This is a genomic window from Saccharopolyspora elongata (assembly GCF_004348985.1).
GTDB classification, from domain to species: Bacteria; Actinomycetota; Actinomycetes; order Mycobacteriales; family Pseudonocardiaceae; genus Saccharopolyspora; species Saccharopolyspora elongata.
Genome location: NZ_SMKW01000018.1, coordinates 16703 through 38412, shown reverse-complemented (window position 1 = coordinate 38412; position 21710 = coordinate 16703). Strand labels below are relative to the sequence as shown.

The window sequence follows — 21710 nt, the reverse complement described above, 5'->3', positions numbered from 1 at the left end:
CCGCGATCAGCGGTCGAGGTCTTCCCACTCCAGCTCCAGATCTGCTTCCAGCTCCTCGATGTCGTGCTGGTCGAGCCGGAGCAGGGGCAGGTCCGACGGAGTGCGTCCGCCCGTGCCGGGCCGATCGACGTGGGCGATGAGTCCATTCAGGACCGCCAGCCAGTCCTGCGCCAGGTCGTGCACCGCTTCACGGCTGGTAACGGCGGTGTGCCAGGACCACGTCACGCCCAACCACGGACCATCGACACCGTCCTCCACAACCGCATTGATCTCGATGCCATGCCCCACACCCAACGCCGGATCGGCGCCACCACCGAGCGCATCGCCCTCCGGGGCCCAACCCCACTCACCACCGGCGGATGCGCCGAAACGACCCAGGTAGTTGAACGCGATCTGCGGACGCGCGAGCCTCGCAAGCTCCGGCGCGGTGTCCGGATTGAGGTACCGCAGCAGCCCATAACCCAGCCCGTGGTCAGGAATCACCCGAAGCTGCTCCTTGACCTGCTTCAACGCCGTCCCCAAACCCGGACCTCCGGTGGTGACCTCCCGCCAATCCAGGGCGACGGGATCTAGCAGCACCGGGTGCAAGGTGGTGAACCAACCCACCGTCCGCGTCAAATCAACCCCCGGAACGACCTCCTCATACCGACCGTGCCCCTCCACATCGACCAGCACACCACCCGGCATGCCCGCGCAATGCCGCACGGCCAACACCAGCGCCGTCAGCAACGCATCATCGACACCGGCAAAGAACGCCGCAGGGACCCTCGTCAGCAACGCCGCCGTCCGCTCCACCGACAACGACACCGTCAACGACTGCGTCCCTGCGACCGCGTCCCCGTTCTCAACGTCGCGATCGGTCACACGCACGCCGGGATGAGCCAGCACCTCTTTCCACACCGGCAGCTCCGACACCCGCGATTCCGCCAGCTCCCCCAACAGACCGGCCCACTGGCGAAACGACGTGCCCACCGGCTGCAACTCAACTGACCGCCCCGAGAGCAGCGCATGGCACGCCTCCCCCAGATCCGACACCAGCACCCGCCACGACACCCCATCGACCACCGCATGATGAGCCACCACCAACAACCGGCCAGACCGCGAACCACCGCCGTCCAGCCAGACCGCCCGGAGCATCACACCTCGCGCGGGATCCAAACCAGCCGCAGCGACCTCGCCCCGCCCGGCGAGCACCGAAGCCCAGTCCACGGCTTCGGGCACCACTACCCGCTCCACCAGATCAGCGGCATCCACCGACCCCGCCGACGGCACGACCAGGCCCTGCTCACCCAACCGAGCCCGCAACAGATCATGCCGGTCCACCACCGCTCCGAGGGCACCCACCAACACGTCCAGCGACAAGCTCGCCGGAACCTCCAGCACCACCGACTGGTAGAAGACCGACCTCAGCCCACCCCGCTCGCCCAGCCAACACATCACCGGCGTCAACGCCACATCCCCGACCCCGGAAGCCACCGAGGCCGACACCGAACCTGACGACGCCACGACCGCCAGTCCCGCAGGCGTCCTGCACTCGAACACCTGACGAGGACTCAGAACCAGCCCAACCTTGCGCAATCTGGCAACCAGCTGCATCGAGGCAATGCTGTCCCCGCCCAACTGGAAGAAACCGTCCTCCGCGCCGACCTCAGCGACCCCCAACACCTCGGCGAACGCCTCGCACAAGAGCCGCTCCCGATCGGTGCGAGGACCGCGGCTGGGCCCGGTGGTCACCGCCGGCGTGGGCAAGGCTTGACGATCGAGTTTCCCGTTGGAGTTCAGCGGGAAGCTCTCCAGCACCACCACTGCGGACGGCACCATGTAGTCGGGCAGGGTCCTGGCGAGGTGATCCCGCAGCACACCCGGCTCGCAGTCGTCGCCGGTCGGCACCACGTAGGCCACCAACCGCTTCTCCCCCGGCCGGTCCCGCCGGACCACCACCGCACTGCGAGCCACGTCCGGGTGGGTCGTCAGCACTGCCTCGATCTCGCCCGGCTCGATCCGGATACCGCGGACCTTCACCTGGTCGTCGACCCGGCCGACGAACTCCAACGCACCATCCCGGTTCCAGCGCACCAGGTCACCGGTCCGGTACATCCGGCCGCCCGCAGGGCCGTACGGATCCGCGACGAACCGCTCGCCGGTCAACCCGGCCCGCTCCCAGTAGCCCCGTGCCAACCCGCTGCCCGCGATGTACAGCTCCCCCACCACGCCAGGGGCGACCAGCCTCAGCTCGGGGTCCAGCACGTGCACCCGCGTGTTGGGCACCGGCCTTCCGATCGGCGGGGCGCCGTCCAGGTCGTCGTCGGAGGACCAGATCGTCGAGTACACCACCGTCTCGGTAGGGCCATAGATGTTGGCCACCCGGCAGCCGGGGAAGACCGCGCGGATGCCGTCGTACAACTCGGGTGGAACCGGCTCCCCGCCGAGCACCACCGTGTCCACTCCCGGACGCCGCTCCTGCTCCTGGATGACCCTGGCGAACACCGACGGCACGCCGCTGACCAGCCCGCCGCGCGGTGGGCCGTCCGCCAGGGCCAAGAGGTTGGGGACCACCTCGACCGCGCCACCGACCATCAGCGGTACGAGGATCTCGAACACGGAGAAGTCGAAGCCGAGCGAAGTTGCCGCCAGCACCCGGCCCAGCCTGTCCACGCCGATCGTTTCCCGCGCACACGCGACCAGGTCGACGACGTTGGCGTGCGCGACCATGACGGCCTTGGGCTGCCCGGTGGAGCCCGAGGTGTACATCACGTAGGCGATGTTCTCCGGATGCGGCGTCGATCGGCCCGGCGCGGCTGCCCCGGCGCGGCCCGCAAAGGTGGCTGGATCGTCGAGCAGCACGGTCGCCATGTCGGCACTCATCCCGCCGGAGCCGTTGGTGATCAGCAGGGTCGGCTTGGCGTCTGCGAGCACGAAGTCGATCCGCTCAGCGGGGTGGTCCAGATCGATCGGCAGATAAGCGCCTCCGGATTTGAGCACCGCCACCATCGACACGACCATGTCGATCGACCTCGGGAGCGCCAGCGCGACCACGGATTCCGGCCCGACCCCGAGCTCCACGAGCAGGCCGGCGAGCCGGTTCGCCCGGTCGTCGAGCTCCGCGTACGTCACCGATTCGCCGCCGCAGACGACCGCCACCGCATCGGGTGTCCGCTCGACCTGGGTCCGGAACAGCTCCGGCAGCACGGTCTCCTGGGTGCCGGTCTGGCGCCCGTTCCACTGGTCGAGCAGTTGGCGGCGTTCTGCGCTGGAGAGGAGGTCGAGCCGACCCACCTGCCGGTCGGGATCTGCGATGATCGCTTCCAGGACGCGTTGGAGCCGGGCGGACTGCGCCTCGATCGTGGCGTGGTCGAAGACATCGGGCCGGTAGCCCAGGCGCAGGCGCAGGCGCTCCCCCGGGATCGCCACCAGGTTCAGCGCGTAGTGGGTGGCGTCCCAACCGGACACCGACCCCACCTGGAGCTCTGATTCCGGGTCGATCGCCTCGTCGGGGTCGAGCGGGTAGTTCTCGTAGACGGTGGCGGTGTCGAACAGTTCCCCCGTGCCGACCTGCCGTTGGATGTCCGCCAAACCGAGGTGTTGGTGGTCCAACAACCTGGCCTGCTCCTCCTGGAACCGAACGAGCATGTCCACAACGGACTCCGACGGATCCAACCGGATCCGGACCGGGATCGTGTTGATGAACAGGCCCAACATCGACTCCACACCCGGGAGCTCCGGAGGACGACCCGACACAGTGGACCCGAACACCACATCCCCGCGCCCGGTCCACCGACTCAGCAACACCCCCCACGCACCCTGCACCACCGTGTTCAGCGTCAACCCACGCTCCCGAGCCCACTCCACCAGGTCGGCCGTCAGCCCTTCCGGAATATCCAGCGTGAACCGTTGTGGAACGACCGAAACTCGATCCCCGGGGCCGAGCAGTAGCGGCTGAACGCCTTCCAGCGCCTCAGCCCACGCGCCCAGCGCCGCGTCACGATCACGATTCGCCAACCACGCGAGGAAATCCCGGTACGCCCCCGGAGCCGGCATCCCGGACCCATCCGCCCGCGCCCGGTACAGGGCGAACAGCTCGCGCACCAGAAGCGGCATCGACCAGCCGTCCAGCACGAGGTGGTGGTTGGTCACGACGAGCCGAGAACGCCCTTCGCCCAGCCGTACCAAAGTCATTCGCAGCAATGGACCCCGCTGCACGTCGAAGCCGGCCGTCCGGTCCGCTGCCAGCAGCCGATCCAACTCCTCCTCGCGCTCGGCCTCCTCGCAAGCCGACAGGTCCGCCTCGGACCAGGCGACAGCCGACTCCCGGGGCACTACCTGAACCGGACGACTCAACCCCTCATGGACGAAACGCGCCCGCAAGTTCGGATACCGCTCCAACAACGCGTCCCCGGCGCGCCTCAACCCGTCCCCATCCACCTCCCCCAGCAGCTCGAACGCCAACTGCACGACATACACATCCCCCAGGCCATCGTCATAGACGGCGTGGAACAGCAGTCCTTCCTGCAACGGCGAGAGCGGAAGGGCGTCGGCCACCTCGCCGACCACTTCCTCCACCAGAGCGGTCTCGGCCCCGTCGAGCACGACCGAAGCCGAATCGGCTGTCTGCTCGTGCCTGCCGTTCCGTTCCTCGGCGACCAAGGCCGCGAGCGCCGCGGGCGTCTTGTGCTCGAAGATCTGCCGCGGACTGATGACCACCCCGTCCCGGCGGGCGCGGCTGGACAGCTGGATCGACATGATGCTGTCCCCGCCGAGCTTGAAGAAGCTGTCGTCGGCGCCCACCCGCGGCACGCCGAGCACCGTCGCGAACAGCTCGCACAGCAGCTCTTCCCCCGGTGTCCGGGGTTCGCGGCCCGACGTGGTGCCGCCGAAGTCCGGCGCCGGTAGCCGTCGCCGGTCCAACTTCCCGTTGGAATTCAGGGGAAGCCGGTCCACGGCGACGATCGCCGCCGGGACCATGTGCGCGGGCAGCCGCTCCTCGACGTAGGGCTGCAACGCCGTGATGACCGCACCCACCTCGCTCGACGACGCTGGGTCGTTGGCGTACACCGACCAGGGACGCCCGGCGCCGCCGGTGGGCGGGTGCGGTTGGCCGTCGCCCAGGATGTCGCCGCGAACCAGCACGGCATCGAGCTCTTCCGCTGCCCTCGACCACGTGAGCGCCGCGCGGTAGCCGATCTCCGCCGCCAACTCGTTGAACCCCTCGGGGTCCGGCTCGGCACCGGCCACATCCCGCACCAGCTCGGCTCGCGCGGATTCGACGTCCGCGCCGTGTTCGACCGCCCGCACGGCCGCCAGGTCCGTCGTCAAGCGGGCATTGGGGATCCCGGAGACGCTCAGCCGCTCGGGCCGGGTGCTGGAAAGCACCTCGCGCAGACCGGCGAAGTCCCGGACATCGCGCCCCCACCTCAGTTCGAGCGGTTCCGCGGCATCACCGGTCGGGCCGACGACATCGGTCGTCTTGCGCAGCACCGCGTCGTAGCGGTAGCGGGTGAGCTCGTTGTGGCCCGCACCGCGCTTGATCCGCACATCGATCTCGCCCACGTCCTCGACGACGTCGCGGAACCGCGCGAAGAAGTCGGGCGCGACCAGCAGCTCCTTTTCCTGCAAGATGTTCTGCTCGACCGACCTGCGCAGGACCGACGGCGGCGTCGAGCCGTCCGCCCGGCCGAGCTCGACGGCGGTGGCGAAGCACCTGAGCAGCCGGAGGTTGCGCACGTCCCCGACGAAGACGGCACCGCCCGGGCGGAGGAGCCGCACGGCAGCGGTCAGCACTTCGACCAGGTAGTCGACGCTGGGGAAGTACTGGACCACGGAGTTGATGACGATGGTGTCGAAGAAGTCGGTGGGAAGGTCGTCCAGCACGTGCGCGGGCCGGCACAACAACTCCACGTTCGCGTAACCGGTATCTCCGTCGAGCCGGTTCCGCAGCGCCTCGACCACCACGGGCGAGAAATCGGTCGCCCAGTAGGACTCGCACCTCGGCGCCAGCTGCGACATCAGCAGGCCGGTGCCGACGCCGATCTCCAGGATCCGCTCCGGGGCGAGCGATGCCACCCTCTCCACCGTCGCGTCGCGCCATTCCCGCATCTCGGGCAGCGGGATGGGGAGGCCGTCGTAGCTGCTGTTCCAGCCCGTGAAGTCGGCACCGAACTCGGCGGCGGAACCTTCCCGGTACAGCTCGTCGTAGACCGCTCGCCAATCGCCGACCTTCTGGTGGTCCGCCTCGCCAGGCTCCCGCCGCCCGGCGTCGGGGACGACGTAGGCGATGAGCCGCTTGTCGCCAGGTTGGTCTTCGCGGACGACTGCCGCGGCCTGCGCGATCTGCGGGTGGCCGGCCAGGGCGGCCTCGACCTCACCGAGCTCGATCCGGAAGCCCCGCACCTTGACCTGGTCGTCGACCCGGCCGACGAACTCCAGCTCGCCATCCCGGTTCCAGCGCACCAGGTCACCGGTCCGGTACATCCGCTCCCCAGCAGCGAACGGATCCGCGACGAACCGCTGGCCGGTCAACCCGGCTTGACCGAAGTAGCCCCGCGCCAGTCCGGAACCGGCCAGGTGGAGCTCGCCAACCGCGCCTGGTGGGACCAACCGCATTTCGGAATCCAGCACGTAAACCCGGGTGTTCGAGATCGGCCGGCCGATCGGCGGCACTCCGACCGGCCGGCCGTCGTTGCAGAACCACGCCGTCGCATACACCGTCGCCTCGGTCGGCCCGTAGATGTTGGCCACCAAGCAGTCCGGGAACACCGACCTCACCCGGGAAAGCAGCGAGCCCGGCAGCCCCTCGCCCGCCAGCACCAACGTCTCCAGGCCCGGCGCCTCCGACTCGCCCCACGCCCCCAGCAGACCTGCGACTGCCGACGGAACACCACTGACGAGAGAAACCTCGGACAGCAACCCCGGCAAATCCGCCAAGGCGAGCAGATCATCCACCAGCACGACGCGCCCGCCCACCGTCAACGGCACCAAAATCTCGAAAACCGAAACATCGAAGCTCAACGACGTCGACGCCAACACGCACCGCAACCGATCACCGAACGCCTTCGCAGCCCACGCACAAAGACCCGCGACACTCGAATGCCCGACGACGACCCCTTTCGGCCGCCCCGTCGAACCCGACGTGAACAACACATACGCCGCATTCCCCACAGCCAACGGACCAACCCGATCCCCATCCACCAGATCCGCACCCGACAACCCGGCCACCACCGGATCGTCCACCACCACAACGGGCAGGGCCTCGTCGGAAAGGCCGACCTCGACCGCAGAAGCCGTCAACAGCAACACCGGCTTGGCGTCGTCGAGCATGAGCTCAATCCGCTCGGCGGGATGGTCGAGCTCGATGGGCAGATAGGCGGCTCCGGCTTTGAGAACGGCCAACACAGCGACAACCATGTCGACCGACCTCGGAAGCGCCAACGCAACAACGGATTCCGGCCCAGCACCCCTACCGACCAAACAACGAGCGAGCCGGTTCGCCCTCGCATTGAGCTCCGCGTACGTCACCGACACACCACCACACACCACCGCCGTGGCCTCCGGCGCCCGCACCACCTGACGCTCGAACAACTCCGGCAATGTGACCGCCGGAACGTTGGTCCGGCTCCCGCCCGATTCTTCGAGAAGCCGGTGGTGTTCGGCGTCGGTGAGGATGTCGATGCGCCCCACGTGCTGGTCAGGTTCGTCGACGATGGTTCGCAAGATCTCGACGAGACGTCCGGCGAATCCTTCCACCGTGGAGCGGTCGAAGACATCGGGCCGGTAACCGAACCGCAGCCGGAGCCGCTCGCCGGGCATCACCACGAGGTGGAGCGCGTAGTGGGTGGCGTCCCAGCTCGACACCGACGTAACGGTGATCGCGGAGGACGGGTTGAGCACCTCGTCGGGGTCGAGCGGGTAGTTCTCGAATGCGATGGCGGTGTCGAACAGCTCCCCGGTACCGACCTGCCGCTGGATGTCGGCCAAGCCGAGGTGTTGGTGGTCCAACAACCTGGCCTGCTCCTCCTGGAACCGGACGAGCATGTCCACGATCGACTCCGACGGATCCAACCGGATCCGGACCGGGATCGTGTTGATGAACAGCCCCAGCACCGACTCCACCCCCGGAAGCTCCGGAGGACGACCGGACACAGTGGACCCGAACACCACATCCCCTCGACCGGTCCACCGACTCAGCAACAACCCCCACGCACCCTGCACCACCGTGTTCAGCGTCAACCCACGCTCCCGAGCCCATCGGGCCAGGGCCGTCGTCAAGGGCTCGGGCAATTCCAGCGAGTATCCGTCCGGCAGCACGGGAGCCCGATCCCCCGAACCCACCAACAGCGGCTGGGCGTCCTCCAACGCTTCGGCCCACGCTCCCAGCGCAGCTTCTCGGTCGCGGTTGCTCAGCCACACGAGGAAGTCCCGATATCTCCCCGGAACCGGTAGATCGCCGTCGTCGCCGCCCCGCTCGTACAGGGCGAACAGCTCGCGAACCAGCAGCGGGAGCGACCAGCCGTCCAACACGAGGTGGTGGTTGGTCACCACCAACCGGGAACGCCCCTCCCCCAGGCGAACCAGCATCAGCCGCAGCAGCGGACCCCGCTGCACGTCGAACCCAGCGGCCCGATCCCGCTCCAGCAGCCGCGTCAACTCGTGCCCGGCTTCGTCGCAATCCGAAAGATCCACCTCGGACCAGCCGATACCCGAATCCCGCGGTACGACCTGAACCGGACGGCTCAACCCCTCGTGGACAAAGCATGCCCGCAAATTCGGATACCGCCGCAACAACACGTCCCAGGCGCGCCGCAACGCCTCCCCGTCCACCTCACCCGCGAAGTCGAACACCAACTGCATCACATACACATCGCCCCCTCCCCCGTCGTAAACGGCGTGGAACAGCAACCCTTCCTGCAACGGCGACAGCGGCAGCACGTCTTCGAAATCCGGGTTGGTCATTTGGAGTCCTTCCACCAAGATTCAAGGCGCTCGATGTCGTGCTGGTCGAGCTGGAGCAGGGGCAGGTCCGACGGAGTACGTCCACCTGTTCCGGGCCGATCGGCGTGGGCGAGGAGTCCATTCAGGACTGCCAGCCAGTCCTGCGCGAGTCCGTGCACGGCTTCGCGGCTGGTGACATCGGTGTGCCAGGACCACGTCGCTGTCAACCGCGTCCCATCGGCACGGTCTTCCGCGATCGCGTTGATCTCGATGCCATGCCCCACGCCCAGCCTCGGGTCCGCACCACCGCCGAGGGCATCGGCTTCCGGCGCCCAGGCCCACTCACCGCCGGCAGGTGCGCTGAATCGCCCCAGGTAGTTGAACGCGATCTGCGGACTTGCCGGCCTCACGAGCTCTGGCGCGGTGTCCGGATTGAGGTACCGCAGGAGTCCGTAGCCCAAACCGTGATCGGGAATCGCCCGAAGCTGCTCCTTGACCTGCTTCAACGCCGTTCCCAGAGCGGGGCCTCCGGTGGTGATCTCGGCCCAGTCGAGTTCGCTGGGATTCAGCAGCACCGGGTGCAACGTGGTGAACCAACCCACCGTTCGGGTCAGATCGATCCCTTGGACGACCTCCTCGTGCCTGCCGTGCCCTTCCACATCGACCAGCACGCCACCCGGTGAGCCGGTGTGGTGCCGCACGGCCAACGCCAGCGCCGTAAGCAACACGTCGTCGACACCGGCGAAGAACGCCGCAGGGACTCTCGTCAGCAACGCCGCCGTCTGCTCCGCAGGCAGTGAGACGTTCAACGACCGCACTCCTGCCACCGTGTCCTCGCCCGCAACGTCGCGATCGGTCACACGCAGGCCGGGATGGGCCAAGACCTCTTTCCAGATCGGCAGCTCCGACGCCCGCGATTCCGCGAGTTCGCCCAGCAGACCGGCCCACTGGCGAAACGACGTGCCGACCGGCTGCAACCCCGCGGGCCGCCCTGAGGCCAATGCTCGGTGCGCTTCCCGCAGATCCGACACCAGAACGCGCCACGACACCCCATCGACCACCAGATGATGGGCGACCAGCAGAAGTCGTCCTGGTCGTGAACCACCCGCGTCCAGCCAGACCGCCCGGAGCATCACCCCTCGCGCGGGATCCAAACCAGCCGCCGCGGCTGCCTCCGCTCCCGCCAGCACGACCCGCCAGTCCGGATCAGCCTCGGGAACTTCGGCCCGCTCCACCAGATCGGCGGCATCGACCGACCCCACCGGCGGCACCACCAAACCCTGCTCGCCCAACCGAGCCCGCAATAGATCATGACGATCCACCACAGCCCCGAGAGCCGATACCAAGGCCCCCAACGACAATCCGGCCGGAACCTCCAGCACCACCGACTGGAAGTAGGCCGCCCCCAGGTCACCCCGTTCGCCCAGCCAATGCATCACCGGCGTCAACGCCACGGCCCCGACCCCGGAAACCACCGAGGCCGACGCCGAACGCGATGCCGCCACCACCGCCAGTCCTGCCGGAGTCCGGTGCTCGAACACCTGACGCGGACTCAACACCAAACCGGCCCTGCGCAATCTGGCGACCAGTTGGATCGACAAGATGCTGTCCCCGCCCAGCTGGAAGAAGCTGTCCTCCGGGCCGACGTCGTCGATCTCGAGCACCTCGGCGAACGCCTCGCACAACAGCCCCTCCCGCTCGGAACGTGGACCTCGTCCTCCCCCTGCCTTCACCTCGGGCGCGGGGAGCGCCTCCTGATCGAGTTTCCCGTTGGAGTTCAACGGCAATCCGTCCAGCAACACGACAGCGGTGGGCACCATGTAGTCGGGCAGGGCCCTGGCGACGTGATCCCGCAGCTCGTCCGGCTCACAGCCGTCGCCGGTCGGCACCACGTAGGCCACCAGCCGCTTCTCCCCCGGCCGATCCTGCCTTGCGACGACGACGGCGTGAGCCACTTGCGGGTGGGAGGTCAGGGCGGTCTCGACTTCGCCGAGCTCGATCCGGAAGCCGCGCACCTTGACCTGGTCGTCGGCCCGGCCGACGAACTCCAGCTCGCCATCCCGGTTCCAGCGCACCAGGTCACCGGTCCGGTACAGCCGGCCGCCCGCAGAGCCGAACGGGTCGGCGACGAAACGATCCGCGGTCAGGCCGGAACGCCCCGAGTAGCCGCGGGCCAGCCCACTTCCCGCGAGGTAGAGCTCTCCCACCACGCCAGGCGGTACCAACCGCAATTCGGAATCCAGCACATGAACCCGGGTATTGGAAACCGGGCGGCCGATCGGCGGCACCTCCACCGGCCGGTCATCGCGCCAGAACCACGCCGTCGCATACACCGTCGCCTCGGTCGGCCCATAGATGTTGGCCACCGAGCAATCCGGGAACACCGACCTCACCCGCGACAACAACGACGCCGGCAACCCCTCACCTGCCAGGACCAACGTCTCGACGCTCCGCTTCTCCGGCATGTCGCACGCCCCCAGCAGACCTGCGACTGCCGACGGAACACCGCTGACGAGAGAAACCTCGGACAGCAACCCCGGCGAATCCGCCAAGGAAAGCAGATCATCCACCAGCACGACGCGCCCGCCCACCGTCAACGGCACCAAGATCTCGAAAACCGAAACATCGAAGCTCAACGACGTCGATGCCAACACACACCGCAACCGATCGCCGAAAGCCTTCGCGGCCCACATCGCCAAACCAACAACACTCGAATGTCCGACCACGACACCCTTCGGCCGCCCCGTCGAACCCGACGTGTACAACACATACGCCGCATTCCCCGCAGCCAACGGACCAACCCGATCCCCATCAGCTAGATCCGCATCCGACAACGCGGCCGCCACCGGATCACCCACCACCAGTCGAGGCACGTCTGGCGGAACGACATCTTCGACGTCACCGGCCGTCACCACCAGCACCGGCTTGATGTCGTCGAGCATGAACCGGATTCGTTCGGCGGGATGGTCCAAGTCGATGGGCAGGTACGCGGCCCCCGCCTTGAGAACGGCCAACACGGCGACAACCATGTCCACCGACCTCGGAAGCGCCAACGCAACAACGGATTCCGACCCAGCACCCCGCGCGACCAAACAACGAGCGAGCCGGTTCGCCCTCGCATTGAGCTCCCCGTACGTCACCGACACACCACCACACACCACCGCCGTGGCCCCCGGCGCCCGCACAACCTGAGCCTCGAACAACTCCGGCAGCGCGACCTCCGGAACATCGACCTCGGCCGCGTTCCAGTCCACGAGAAGCCGATGGCGCTCCGCCTCGAAGAGGACATCGATGCGCCCCACCCGCTGATCCGGATCTTCGACAACTGTTTCGAGGATGCGTTGGAAGCGGCTGGCGAGCGTCTCGACGGTGGCCTGCTCGAAGACGTCGGGGCGGTAGCCGAACCGCAGTTGCAGCCGCTCGCCGGGCATCACCGCCAGGTTGAGGGTGTAGTGGGTGGCGTCGAGGCTCTCCGCCGACGTCATCCGCAACTCGCGCATCGGATTCGACAGTTCATCGAGGTCGATCGGATGGTTCTCGTAGACGGTGGCGGTATCGAACAGCTCACCGGTGCCCACCTGGCGCTGGATGTCCGCCAGGCCCAAGTACTGGTGGTCCAGCAGCCGCGCCTGCTCCGCCTGCAACCGGACCAGCAGCTCCGCGACGGTCTCCGAAGGATCCAGCCGGACCCGGACCGGGATCGTGTTGATGAACAGGCCCAACATCGAGTCCACCTCCGGAAGCTCCGGAGGACGACCCGACACGGTGGACCCGAACACCACATCCCCGCGCCCGGTCCACCGGCTCAGCAGCAGCGCCCACGCGCCCTGCACCACCGTGTTCAGCGTCAGTCCGCAGGCCCGGGCCCATTCCACCAGCCCTGCGGTCAGCTCCTCCGGCAGCTCCAATGAAAACCGCTGCGGTACGACCGGCACCCGATCCCCAGCGCCGAGCAACAACGGCTCAACACCCTCCAGCGCCTCCCGCCACGCTCCCAGTGCCGCGTCGCGGTCACGATTGCTCAGCCACGCCAGGAAGTCCCGATACCTCCTCGGCATGGGCAAGTCACCATCATCGCCGCGTCGCTCGTACAACGTGAACAATTCACGCACCAGCAACGGAAGCGACCAGCCGTCCAGCACGAGGTGGTGGGTGGTCACCACCATTCGGGAACGCTCCTCGCCGAGGCGAACCAACATCATCCGCAGCAGCGGTCCCCGCTGCACGTCGAACCCGGCAGCACGATCCCGCTCCAACAACCGATCCAGCTCGCGCTCGGTCTCCTCGCAGGCCGACAGATCCACCTCGGTCCAGCCGATATCCGATTCCCCCGGCACGACCTGAACCGGACGACTCAGCCCCTCGTGAACGAAGCACGCCCGCAGATTCGGATACCTCGCGAGCAGCACATCCCCAGCACGCCGCAGCCTCTCGCCATCCGCCTCCCCCGACAGCTCGAAAACCAGCTGCACCGAATAGACATCGTTCGATCCGTCATCGAAGACGGCGTGGAACAGCAACCCTTCCTGAAGCGGCGACAGCGGAAGGACATCCACCACCCCACCGACCGCCTCCTCCACCAGCCGAGCCTCAACCGCATCGAGCACGACCAGCACCGAATCGGATTCGCTGGACTCGTCCGAGGTGTCCGGCGCGGTCTCCAGCACTCCCGCGACGGCCGCCAATGCCGCCGGCGTCTTGTGCTCGAACACATCGCGAGGGGTGATCACCAGTCCGGCGCTTCGGGCGCGGCTCACCAGCTGCATGGACCCGATGCTGTCCCCACCGAGATCGAAGAAGTTGTCCTCGACGCCCACCTCCGGCAGGCCTCGGATCTCGGCGAACAACTCGCAAAGCAGTTCCTCGCGCGGTGTCCGCGGTGACGCTTTCGCCGGCCCGGAGTTGAAGTCCGGAGCGGGCAGCGCCTTCCGGTCCAGCTTCCCGTTGGCGGTGAGCGGAAGATGCTCCAGGGGCAGCACTGCCGAAGGGACCATGTAATCCGGCAGGCTGCGGGACACGTGATCCCGCAAGTCCGCAGGGTCTAGGTCGCCCGTGCGAGCCACGACATAGGCGACCAGGCGCTTTTCGCCCGGCCGGTCCTCCCGCGCGGCCACCACGCACTGCGCCACCGCCGGATGAGCAACCAGGGCGGCCTCGACCTCACCCAGCTCGATCCGGAAACCCCGAACCTTGACCTGATCATCCACCCGGCCAACGAACTCCAACTCCCCATCCCGGTTCCAGCGCGCCACATCCCCGGTCCGGTACATCCGGCCACCCGCAGGACCGAACGGATCAGCCACGAAACGCTCGGCCGTCAACCCGGGACGCCCGAGATAGCCCCGGGCCACCCCGGCACCGGCGATGAACAACTCACCTCGCACACCAGGCGGTACCGGACGCAGGCCTACATCCAGGACGTAGACGCGGGTGTTGTCCAGCGGTCGGCCGATGGACACCGAACCCGTTCGGTCGATTTCCGCCGCGGTCGACCACACCGTGGCCTCCGTCGGCCCGTAGAGGTTGACCACCTCACCGGCCAACATCCCCAGCCGGGTCGCCAGGTCCTCCGGCAAGGCCTCGCCACCGGTCAACACGCGAAGCCCACGCAACATCGCCGGAGTCTCGGCCGCCACGACCTGCCACAGGGCTGGTGTGGCCTGCATGACCGTCACACCCCACTCGGCCACCAACCCGGCCAACGCGGGCGGATCCGCCAGCTCGGCCTTGGTCGCGACCACGACCGAGGCGCCGGCGAGCAGCGGCGCCAGCAGCTCCACCACGGCGATGTCGAACGACAACGTCGTCACCGCCAGCAACCGATCCCCGGGTCCTGCTTCCAACCACGGATCGATCGACGAAACGAACCCGCACACGTTCCGATGGGTGACGATCACACCCTTCGGGCGCCCCGAAGAACCCGACGTGAACAACACGTACGCCGCATCATCGAGGTCCGCTCCAGCCCGGTCTCCGCGAGTGAGATCCGCATCCGAGAACCCGGCCACCACAGGCGCAGTACCCGGATCATCGACCACGAGAACCGGAAAGCCCCGTGGCATCGCGTGTTCGGCTTCGACGGTCGTCACCACCAGCACCGGGTCGGCGTCGGCCAACATGAACCCGATCCGCTCGGCCGGAAAGCCCGGATCGACCGGCAAATACGCAGCACCCGCCTTGAGCACCGCCCACACCGCCACGACCATCTCAACCGACCGCGGAACCGCAAGCCCCACAACACAACCCGGCCCCGCACCACGACCGATCAGACACCGAGCAAGCCGATTCGCCCGGCCGTTCAACTCGGCGTACGACACCGACTCATCACCGCACACCACCGCAGTGGCATCCGGCGACTCCGCAACCTGGACCTCGAACAACTCCGGCAAGGTCGACTCGGCGACGACCACACCTCGCCCGTTCCACACCTCAAGCAACTGATCCCGTTCGGCGCCGGTGAGAATGTCGATCTCTCCTAGCCGAACATCCGGGTCTTCGACAACGGCTTCCAGCACCCGCACCAGTCGGGCAGCGAGTTGTTCCGCGGTGGCGAGATCGAACAAATCCGTGCTGAACTCCAGCTCACCGGCGAGCCCCGCCTCGCCCGCGTCACCACGCCGCTCGGTCAGCTCAACGGTGAGATCGAACTTCGCCGCCGCACCGTCCACCGGCAGGGATTCCACTCCGGCGCCGGCGATCTCCAGATCCGTCTGCTCAACGTTCTGGAACGCCAACATCACCTGGAACAGCGGATGCCGAGCCAGCGACCGCTGCGGGTTGATGGCCTCGACGAGACGCTCGAATGGCAGGTCCTGATTGGCATATGCGGCCAGGTCCGTCTCCCGGACCCGCGCCAGCAGCTCGCGGAAGCTCGGATCGCCCGATGTGTCGGTCCGCAACACCAGCGTGTTGACGAAGAACCCCACCAGATCCTCGGTCGCCTGCTCTGTACGACCAGCGATCGGACTCCCGATCGGAATATCCGCACCCGCACCCAACCGCGTCAGCAACGCAGCAAGTCCGGCCTGCACCACCATGAACACCGTCGCCCGGCACTCACCAGCCACACCCGCCAAGCCCGCGTACAACTCCGGCGAGACTTCAAAACCCAACCGCTGCCCCGAATGCGAAGCGACCGCCGGACGAGACCGGTCCACCGGAAGGACGATCTCCTCCGGAAGGCCGCGGAGCTCGTCCTTCCAGAACTCCAGCTGGAGAGAGATCAGGCTGCCCGGATCTTCCTCACTGCCCAGCACGTCCCGCTGCCACAACGCAAAATCCGCGTACTGCACCGGCAAGTCCTGCCAACCCGGTGCCTCACCGGTACGCCGCTTCGCATACGCCGTGCCCAGATCCCGCAGCAGCGGCACCACCGACCACCCATCACCGGCGATGTGGTGCAACACCACCAACAAGACGTGGCCGCCTCCGGCGACGTCCCACGAACGCACCCTGATCGGCGGCTCCACACCCAAGTCGAAAGCCTGCCCGGCTTCCTCGGCCATCACCCCAGAGACCTCGTCGGCGGCGATCTCCGGTACTCCGGTTCCGCCGGCCGCCAGCTCCCACGCAGTTCCGGTGTCCAGGATCCGCTGCCGAGGAACATCGTCCTCGTCCTGCGGGAAGACCGTCCGCAACACCTCGTGCCGCGCCAGGACGTCCCGCGCCGCTTCCTGCAACGCCAGGATGTCGACCTCGCCGGACAGCCGCCACGCCAGCGGAATGTGATACGCCGAACCGACCGCATCCAGCTTGTCCACGAACCACAACCGGTACTGAGCGAACGACAACGGCACCCGCTCCGGCCGCACATCAGCGACCAAGCCCCGGACGGCACCCGCCGGTACGTCACTGCTCTCCATCCGCGCAGCGAGTTCGGCGACCGTTGGCGCCTCGAACACCGCACGCACCGGCAACTCCACACCGCACGCGGCACGGATGCGACTCACCAACCGAGTCGCCAGCAACGAATGCCCGCCCAGATCGAAGAAGCTGTCGTCGATCCCCACCCCCTCCACCGCCAGCACCTCGGCGAACAACCCGCACAACAGCACTTCGCGCGGCGTCCGAGGCGGCACGTTCCCCGCCGCGGGGCCGAGATCCGGTGCAGGTAGCGCGCGGCGATCGAGCTTCCCGTTGGCTGTCAGCGGCAAATCGTCCAGCACCACCACTGCCGAGGGCACCATGTAGTCCGGAAGGCGTCCGGCCGCGAACGCCCGCACCTCGCCCGGGTCGCAGCCGTGAGCATCAGCCACGATGTAAGCCACCAGCCGCTTGTCGCCGGGCTGGTCCTCGCGCGCGACCACCACGCACCGCGCCACCCGAGGATGCGCGCCCAGCGCGGCCTCCACCTCGCCCGATTCGATCCGGAAGCCACGAACCTTCACCTGGTCATCTGCCCGGCCGACGTACTCCAGTTCGCCGTGCCGGTTCCGGCGGGCCAGGTCTCCGCTGCGGTACATCCGCCCACCGGGCTCGCCGAACGGGTCGGCGACGAACCGCTGCCCGGTCAGCCCGGGTCGCCCGGCGTAGCCCCGTGCCACGCCCGCGCCGGCGACGTACATCTCGCCCACCACGCCCACCGGCACCGGTGCCAGGTTCGCGTCGAGCACGTGCACCCGCAGATCGGCCAGGGGCCGACCGATCCTGCCGCGCCCGCCATCACCGGCCCCGATCTCAGCGTGGGTGACGTGCACGGTCGTCTCGGTGATGCCGTACATGTTCACCACCACCGGGCCCCGACCGTCACCCCGATCCGGAACCCGGCTGCAATCCAGCGCCTCACCGCCCAGGACCACGTACCGGACGCAGCCCCGCTCCCAAAGCCGGCCATCTTGAGCTTCTCGCACCAGCTGGTAGTACGCCGACGGCGTCTGGTTCAGCACCGTCACGCGCTCCCGGACCAGCAGCTCGGCGAACTCGCCGGGAGAGCGCGACACCTCCCACGGGACGACCACCAGCCGACCGCCGCACGAGAACGCGCCCCACAACTCCCAGACCGAGAAGTCGAACCCGTAGGAGTGGAACAAGGTCCACACGTCGTCGGGGCCGAAGCCGAAGCGGGCTCGACCGACCGCCAGCAGCCGCGCAACGTTGGCATGGGTGACGACCACACCCTTCGGCCGCCCCGACGACCCCGACGTGAACAACACGTACGCCGCATGACCGGTATCCAGCGGAAGTGCACGATCCGCATCGGAAAGATCGACACCCGACATCCCGGCCACGACCTCGGCGGAGGCCGGATCGTCCACCGTCAGCACCGGGAACCCGGGTCCGCGAGGTAGTCCGGCCTCGGCCCGGCGGACCGTCATCACCAGCGCCGGATCGGCGTCGGCGAGCATGAACCCGATGCGCTCGGCGGGCTGGTCCGGATCGATCGGCAGGTACGCGGCACCCGCCTTCAGCACCGCCAGCATTCCCACGACCATCTCCACCGACCGCGGGAACATCAAGGCCACCACGGAATCCGGGCCGACGCCGCGGGCGGCCAAGTGCCGGGCAAGCCGGTTCGCGCAAGCGTTCAACTCGGCGTACGACACCGACTCGTCGCCGCAGACCACCGCGACGGCATCGGGCGAATCCGCCGCCTGGGCCTCGAACAAAGCCGGCAGGGTCGACACCGGGACGTCCGGTGCTTCATTCGAGCGTTCGAGGAACCGATGGCGCTCGTCCTCGGTCAGGACGTCGATGTCGCCGACCCGGACATCCGGTTCTGCGGCAACCATTTCCAGCACGCGCACCAGCCGGGCAGCGAGTTGTTCCGCGGTGGCACGATCGAACAGGTCCGTGCTGAACTCCAGCTCACCGGCGAGCCCCTCACCACGCCGCTCGGTCAGCTCGAAAGTCAGATCGAACTTCGCCGAACCGTCGACCGCCGATAGGGCTTCCGCCTCAACGCCGGGCAAGCTGAAGCTCGCCTGCTCGACGTTCTGGAACGCCAACATGACCTGGAACAGCGGATGCCGGGCAAGAGAGCGCTGCGGGTTCAACGCCTCGACAAGACGCTCGAAAGGCAGGTCCTGGTGGGCGTATGCAGGCAGATCCGACTCGCGGACGCGCCCCAGGAGCTCCCGGAAACTCGGATCACCCGATGTGTCGGTCCGCAACACCAGCGTGTTGACGAAGAACCCCACCAGATCCTCGGTCGCCTGCTCCCTACGACCAGCGATCGGAGTTCCGATCGGAATGTCCGTACCCGCACCCAACCGCGTCAACAACACCGCCAACGCGGCCTGCACCACCATGAACACCGTCGCCCGGCACTCACCGGCCACGCCCGCCAAACCCGCGTACAACTCCGGCGAGACCCCAAAACCCAACCGCCGGCCCGAATGCGAAGCAACCGCAGGACGAGACCGATCCACCGGCAGCGCGATCTCGTCCGGAAGACCACGGAGTTCGCCCTTCCAGAACTCCAACTGGCGCGAGATCACACTCCCCGGATCATCCTCACTCCCCAGGGCTTCCCGCTGCCACAGCGCGAAATCCGCGTACTGCACCGGCAGATCCCGCCAACCCGGCACCTCACCAACGCACCGCGCGGCATACGCCGTGCCCAGATCCCGCACCAGCGAGACCACCGACCACCCATCACCGGCAATGTGGTGCAACACCACCGACAGCACGACCTCTTGCTCGTCCACCACGAGAATCCGCGCACGAACCGGCACCTCCCGGGACAGGTCGAACCGCTGCTCCGCGTGGTCGGCCACGATCCGGTCGACCTCACCAGCCGAAGCGCGCAACACCGGAACGTCCAGGACGCTCCGCGCGTTGTGGAGCACCTTCTGCTCCGGCACCCCCCCGACCTCGGGCAACACCGTCCGAAGTGCTTCGTGGCGGTCCACCACGTCCCAGACCGCCTCGCGAAGGGCCGGAACGTCGACCTCGCCGGTCAGCCGCCATGCCAGCGGAATGTGGTAGGCCGACCCGGCAGCTTCGAGCTCGTCGACGAACCGAAGCCGGTGTTGGGCGAACGACAGCGGAATGCGATCCGGCCGGTCCCCGGCCACCAACGGCAGACTCGCCCCACCCTCTTGAGCGCCGACCTGCGCAGCGAGCTCCGCCACCGTCGGCGCCTCGAACACCGCACGTACGGACAACTCCACACCACACGCGGCGCGAACACGACTCACCAACCGCGTCGCCAACAGCGAATGGCCGCCCAGATCGAAGAAGCTGTCGTCAACCCCCACCCCCGCCACGCCCAACACCTCGGTGAACAACCCGCACAGCAGGTCTTCGTGGGGCGTGCGGGGGCCCCGCCCCTTCCCGGCCGCGACCTCCGGAACCGGCAACGCGCCCCGGTCGACCTTCCCATTGGTGTTCAACGGAAAGCGTTCGAGGACCACGACCGCCGAGGGCACCATGTAGTCCGGTAGGAGCCGGGCCGCGTTCGCCCGCACCTCGGCCGGTTCGCACCCATCCGGCCCGGCGACGACGTACGCGACCAGCCGCTTGTCCCCCGGCCCGTCCTCCCGGGCCACCACCACGCACCGCGTCACCCGGGGATCGGCGCTCAGGACGGCCTCGACCTCGCTCAACTCGATCCGGAAGCCGCGGATCTTGACCTGGTCATCGGCGCGTCCGACGAACTCCAAAGCACCTTCCGGGTTCCGGCGGACCAGGTCCCCGGTCCGGTACATCCGGGAACCGGCGGAGAACGGGTCCGCCACGAACCGCTCGGCCGTCAACCCGGCACGCCCCCAATACCCGCGCGCCACCCCGGCACCTGCGACGTACAGCTCGCCCACCGCACCCGGAGGCACCGGTCGCAGGCCCGCGTCCAGCACGTGCGCACGCGTGTCGTCCAGCGGACCACCGATCGGGACACCGTTCCCCAGTTCCGTGCCCGGGCGCACCACATGGCTGGTCGCGAACGTCGTGACTTCCGTCGGGCCGTACCCGTTCACCAACGTCGTCCGCGGGCAAGCGTCCAAGACCCGGCGGAAGGCCGCGGCCGAAGCGGCTTCCCCACCTGTCCAAACCTCGCCAACCTTGGCGAAGACCTCTGGTCGTTCGTCCGCCAAGACGTTGAAAAGGGCTGCGGTGAGCCACAGCCCGGTGATGCGGTGTTCCGCGATCAAGCGGTCCAGCGCATGAGCGGTCAGGTCTCCCGGCGGCGCGACCACGACCCGGCCGCCGCGCAGCAGCGGAACCCACAACTCGTACGTCGACGCATCGAAGGCGCTCGGCGAGTGCACCAGGACGCGCTCGTGCTGCCCGGAGTCCCATGCGCTGTCCGACGCGAGCGCCACCACGTCGGCGTGGGTGGTCGCAACTCCCTTCGGCAGCCCGGAAGAACCGGACGTGTACATCACGTACGCGAGCTGCCGAGGATCGCGTGGACCCGCGGGTTTCGATGCCGCCCGGTCAGCCGCGTCGTCGAGCACGACGATGTCGACCGACTCAGCGAGCTCCGGTGCGGCATCGTCCGTCAGCAGCATCGACGCTGCGGAGTCCCGCAGCAGGAAGCGAATGCGGTCCGCCGGGTGACGCGGGTCCAGCGGAACGTACGCCGCGCCCGCCTTCAGCACCGCGAGCAACGCCACCACCAGATCCGCGGAGCGGTCCAGCAGCACGGCCACCCTGGTCTCGCTTCCCGCACCACGCTTCAAGAGGAGTCCGGCGAGGTCGTCGGCGCGGGCGTTGAGCGCGGCGTAGGTCAGCGTGGCGTCCTCGGCCACCACCGCGATCGCTTCCGGTGCGCGAGCGGCCTGCGCCTCGAACAGCTCTGGCACCGTGTTGCCCCGGACAGGATTCAACGCCACCAAGGCCCGACT

General features: G+C 68.0%; 2 protein-coding genes. Both read right to left on the bottom strand.

Translation table 11 applies throughout. From position 1 onward, the window contains the following. Positions 1-6: 6 nt before the first annotated feature. Entirely contained in the window at positions 7-8946 is an 8940-nt protein-coding gene (locus E1288_RS15640) for a non-ribosomal peptide synthetase (RefSeq protein WP_132485675.1), read from the bottom strand. Beyond that, complete coding sequence (locus E1288_RS15635) at positions 8943-21698, bottom strand: non-ribosomal peptide synthetase (protein ID WP_165968135.1); 12756 nt, start codon at positions 21696-21698, stop codon at positions 8943-8945. Before E1288_RS15635 ends, E1288_RS15640 begins: the two co-directional genes overlap by 4 nt. Positions 21699-21710: the final 12 nt, after the last annotated feature.

Bases quoted from the DNA above. Each gene is read 5' to 3' on its own strand.
- E1288_RS15640 (WP_132485675.1), bottom strand. From the start codon at position 8,946: ATGACCAACCCGGATTTCGAAGACGTGCTGCCGCTGTCGCCGTTGCAG.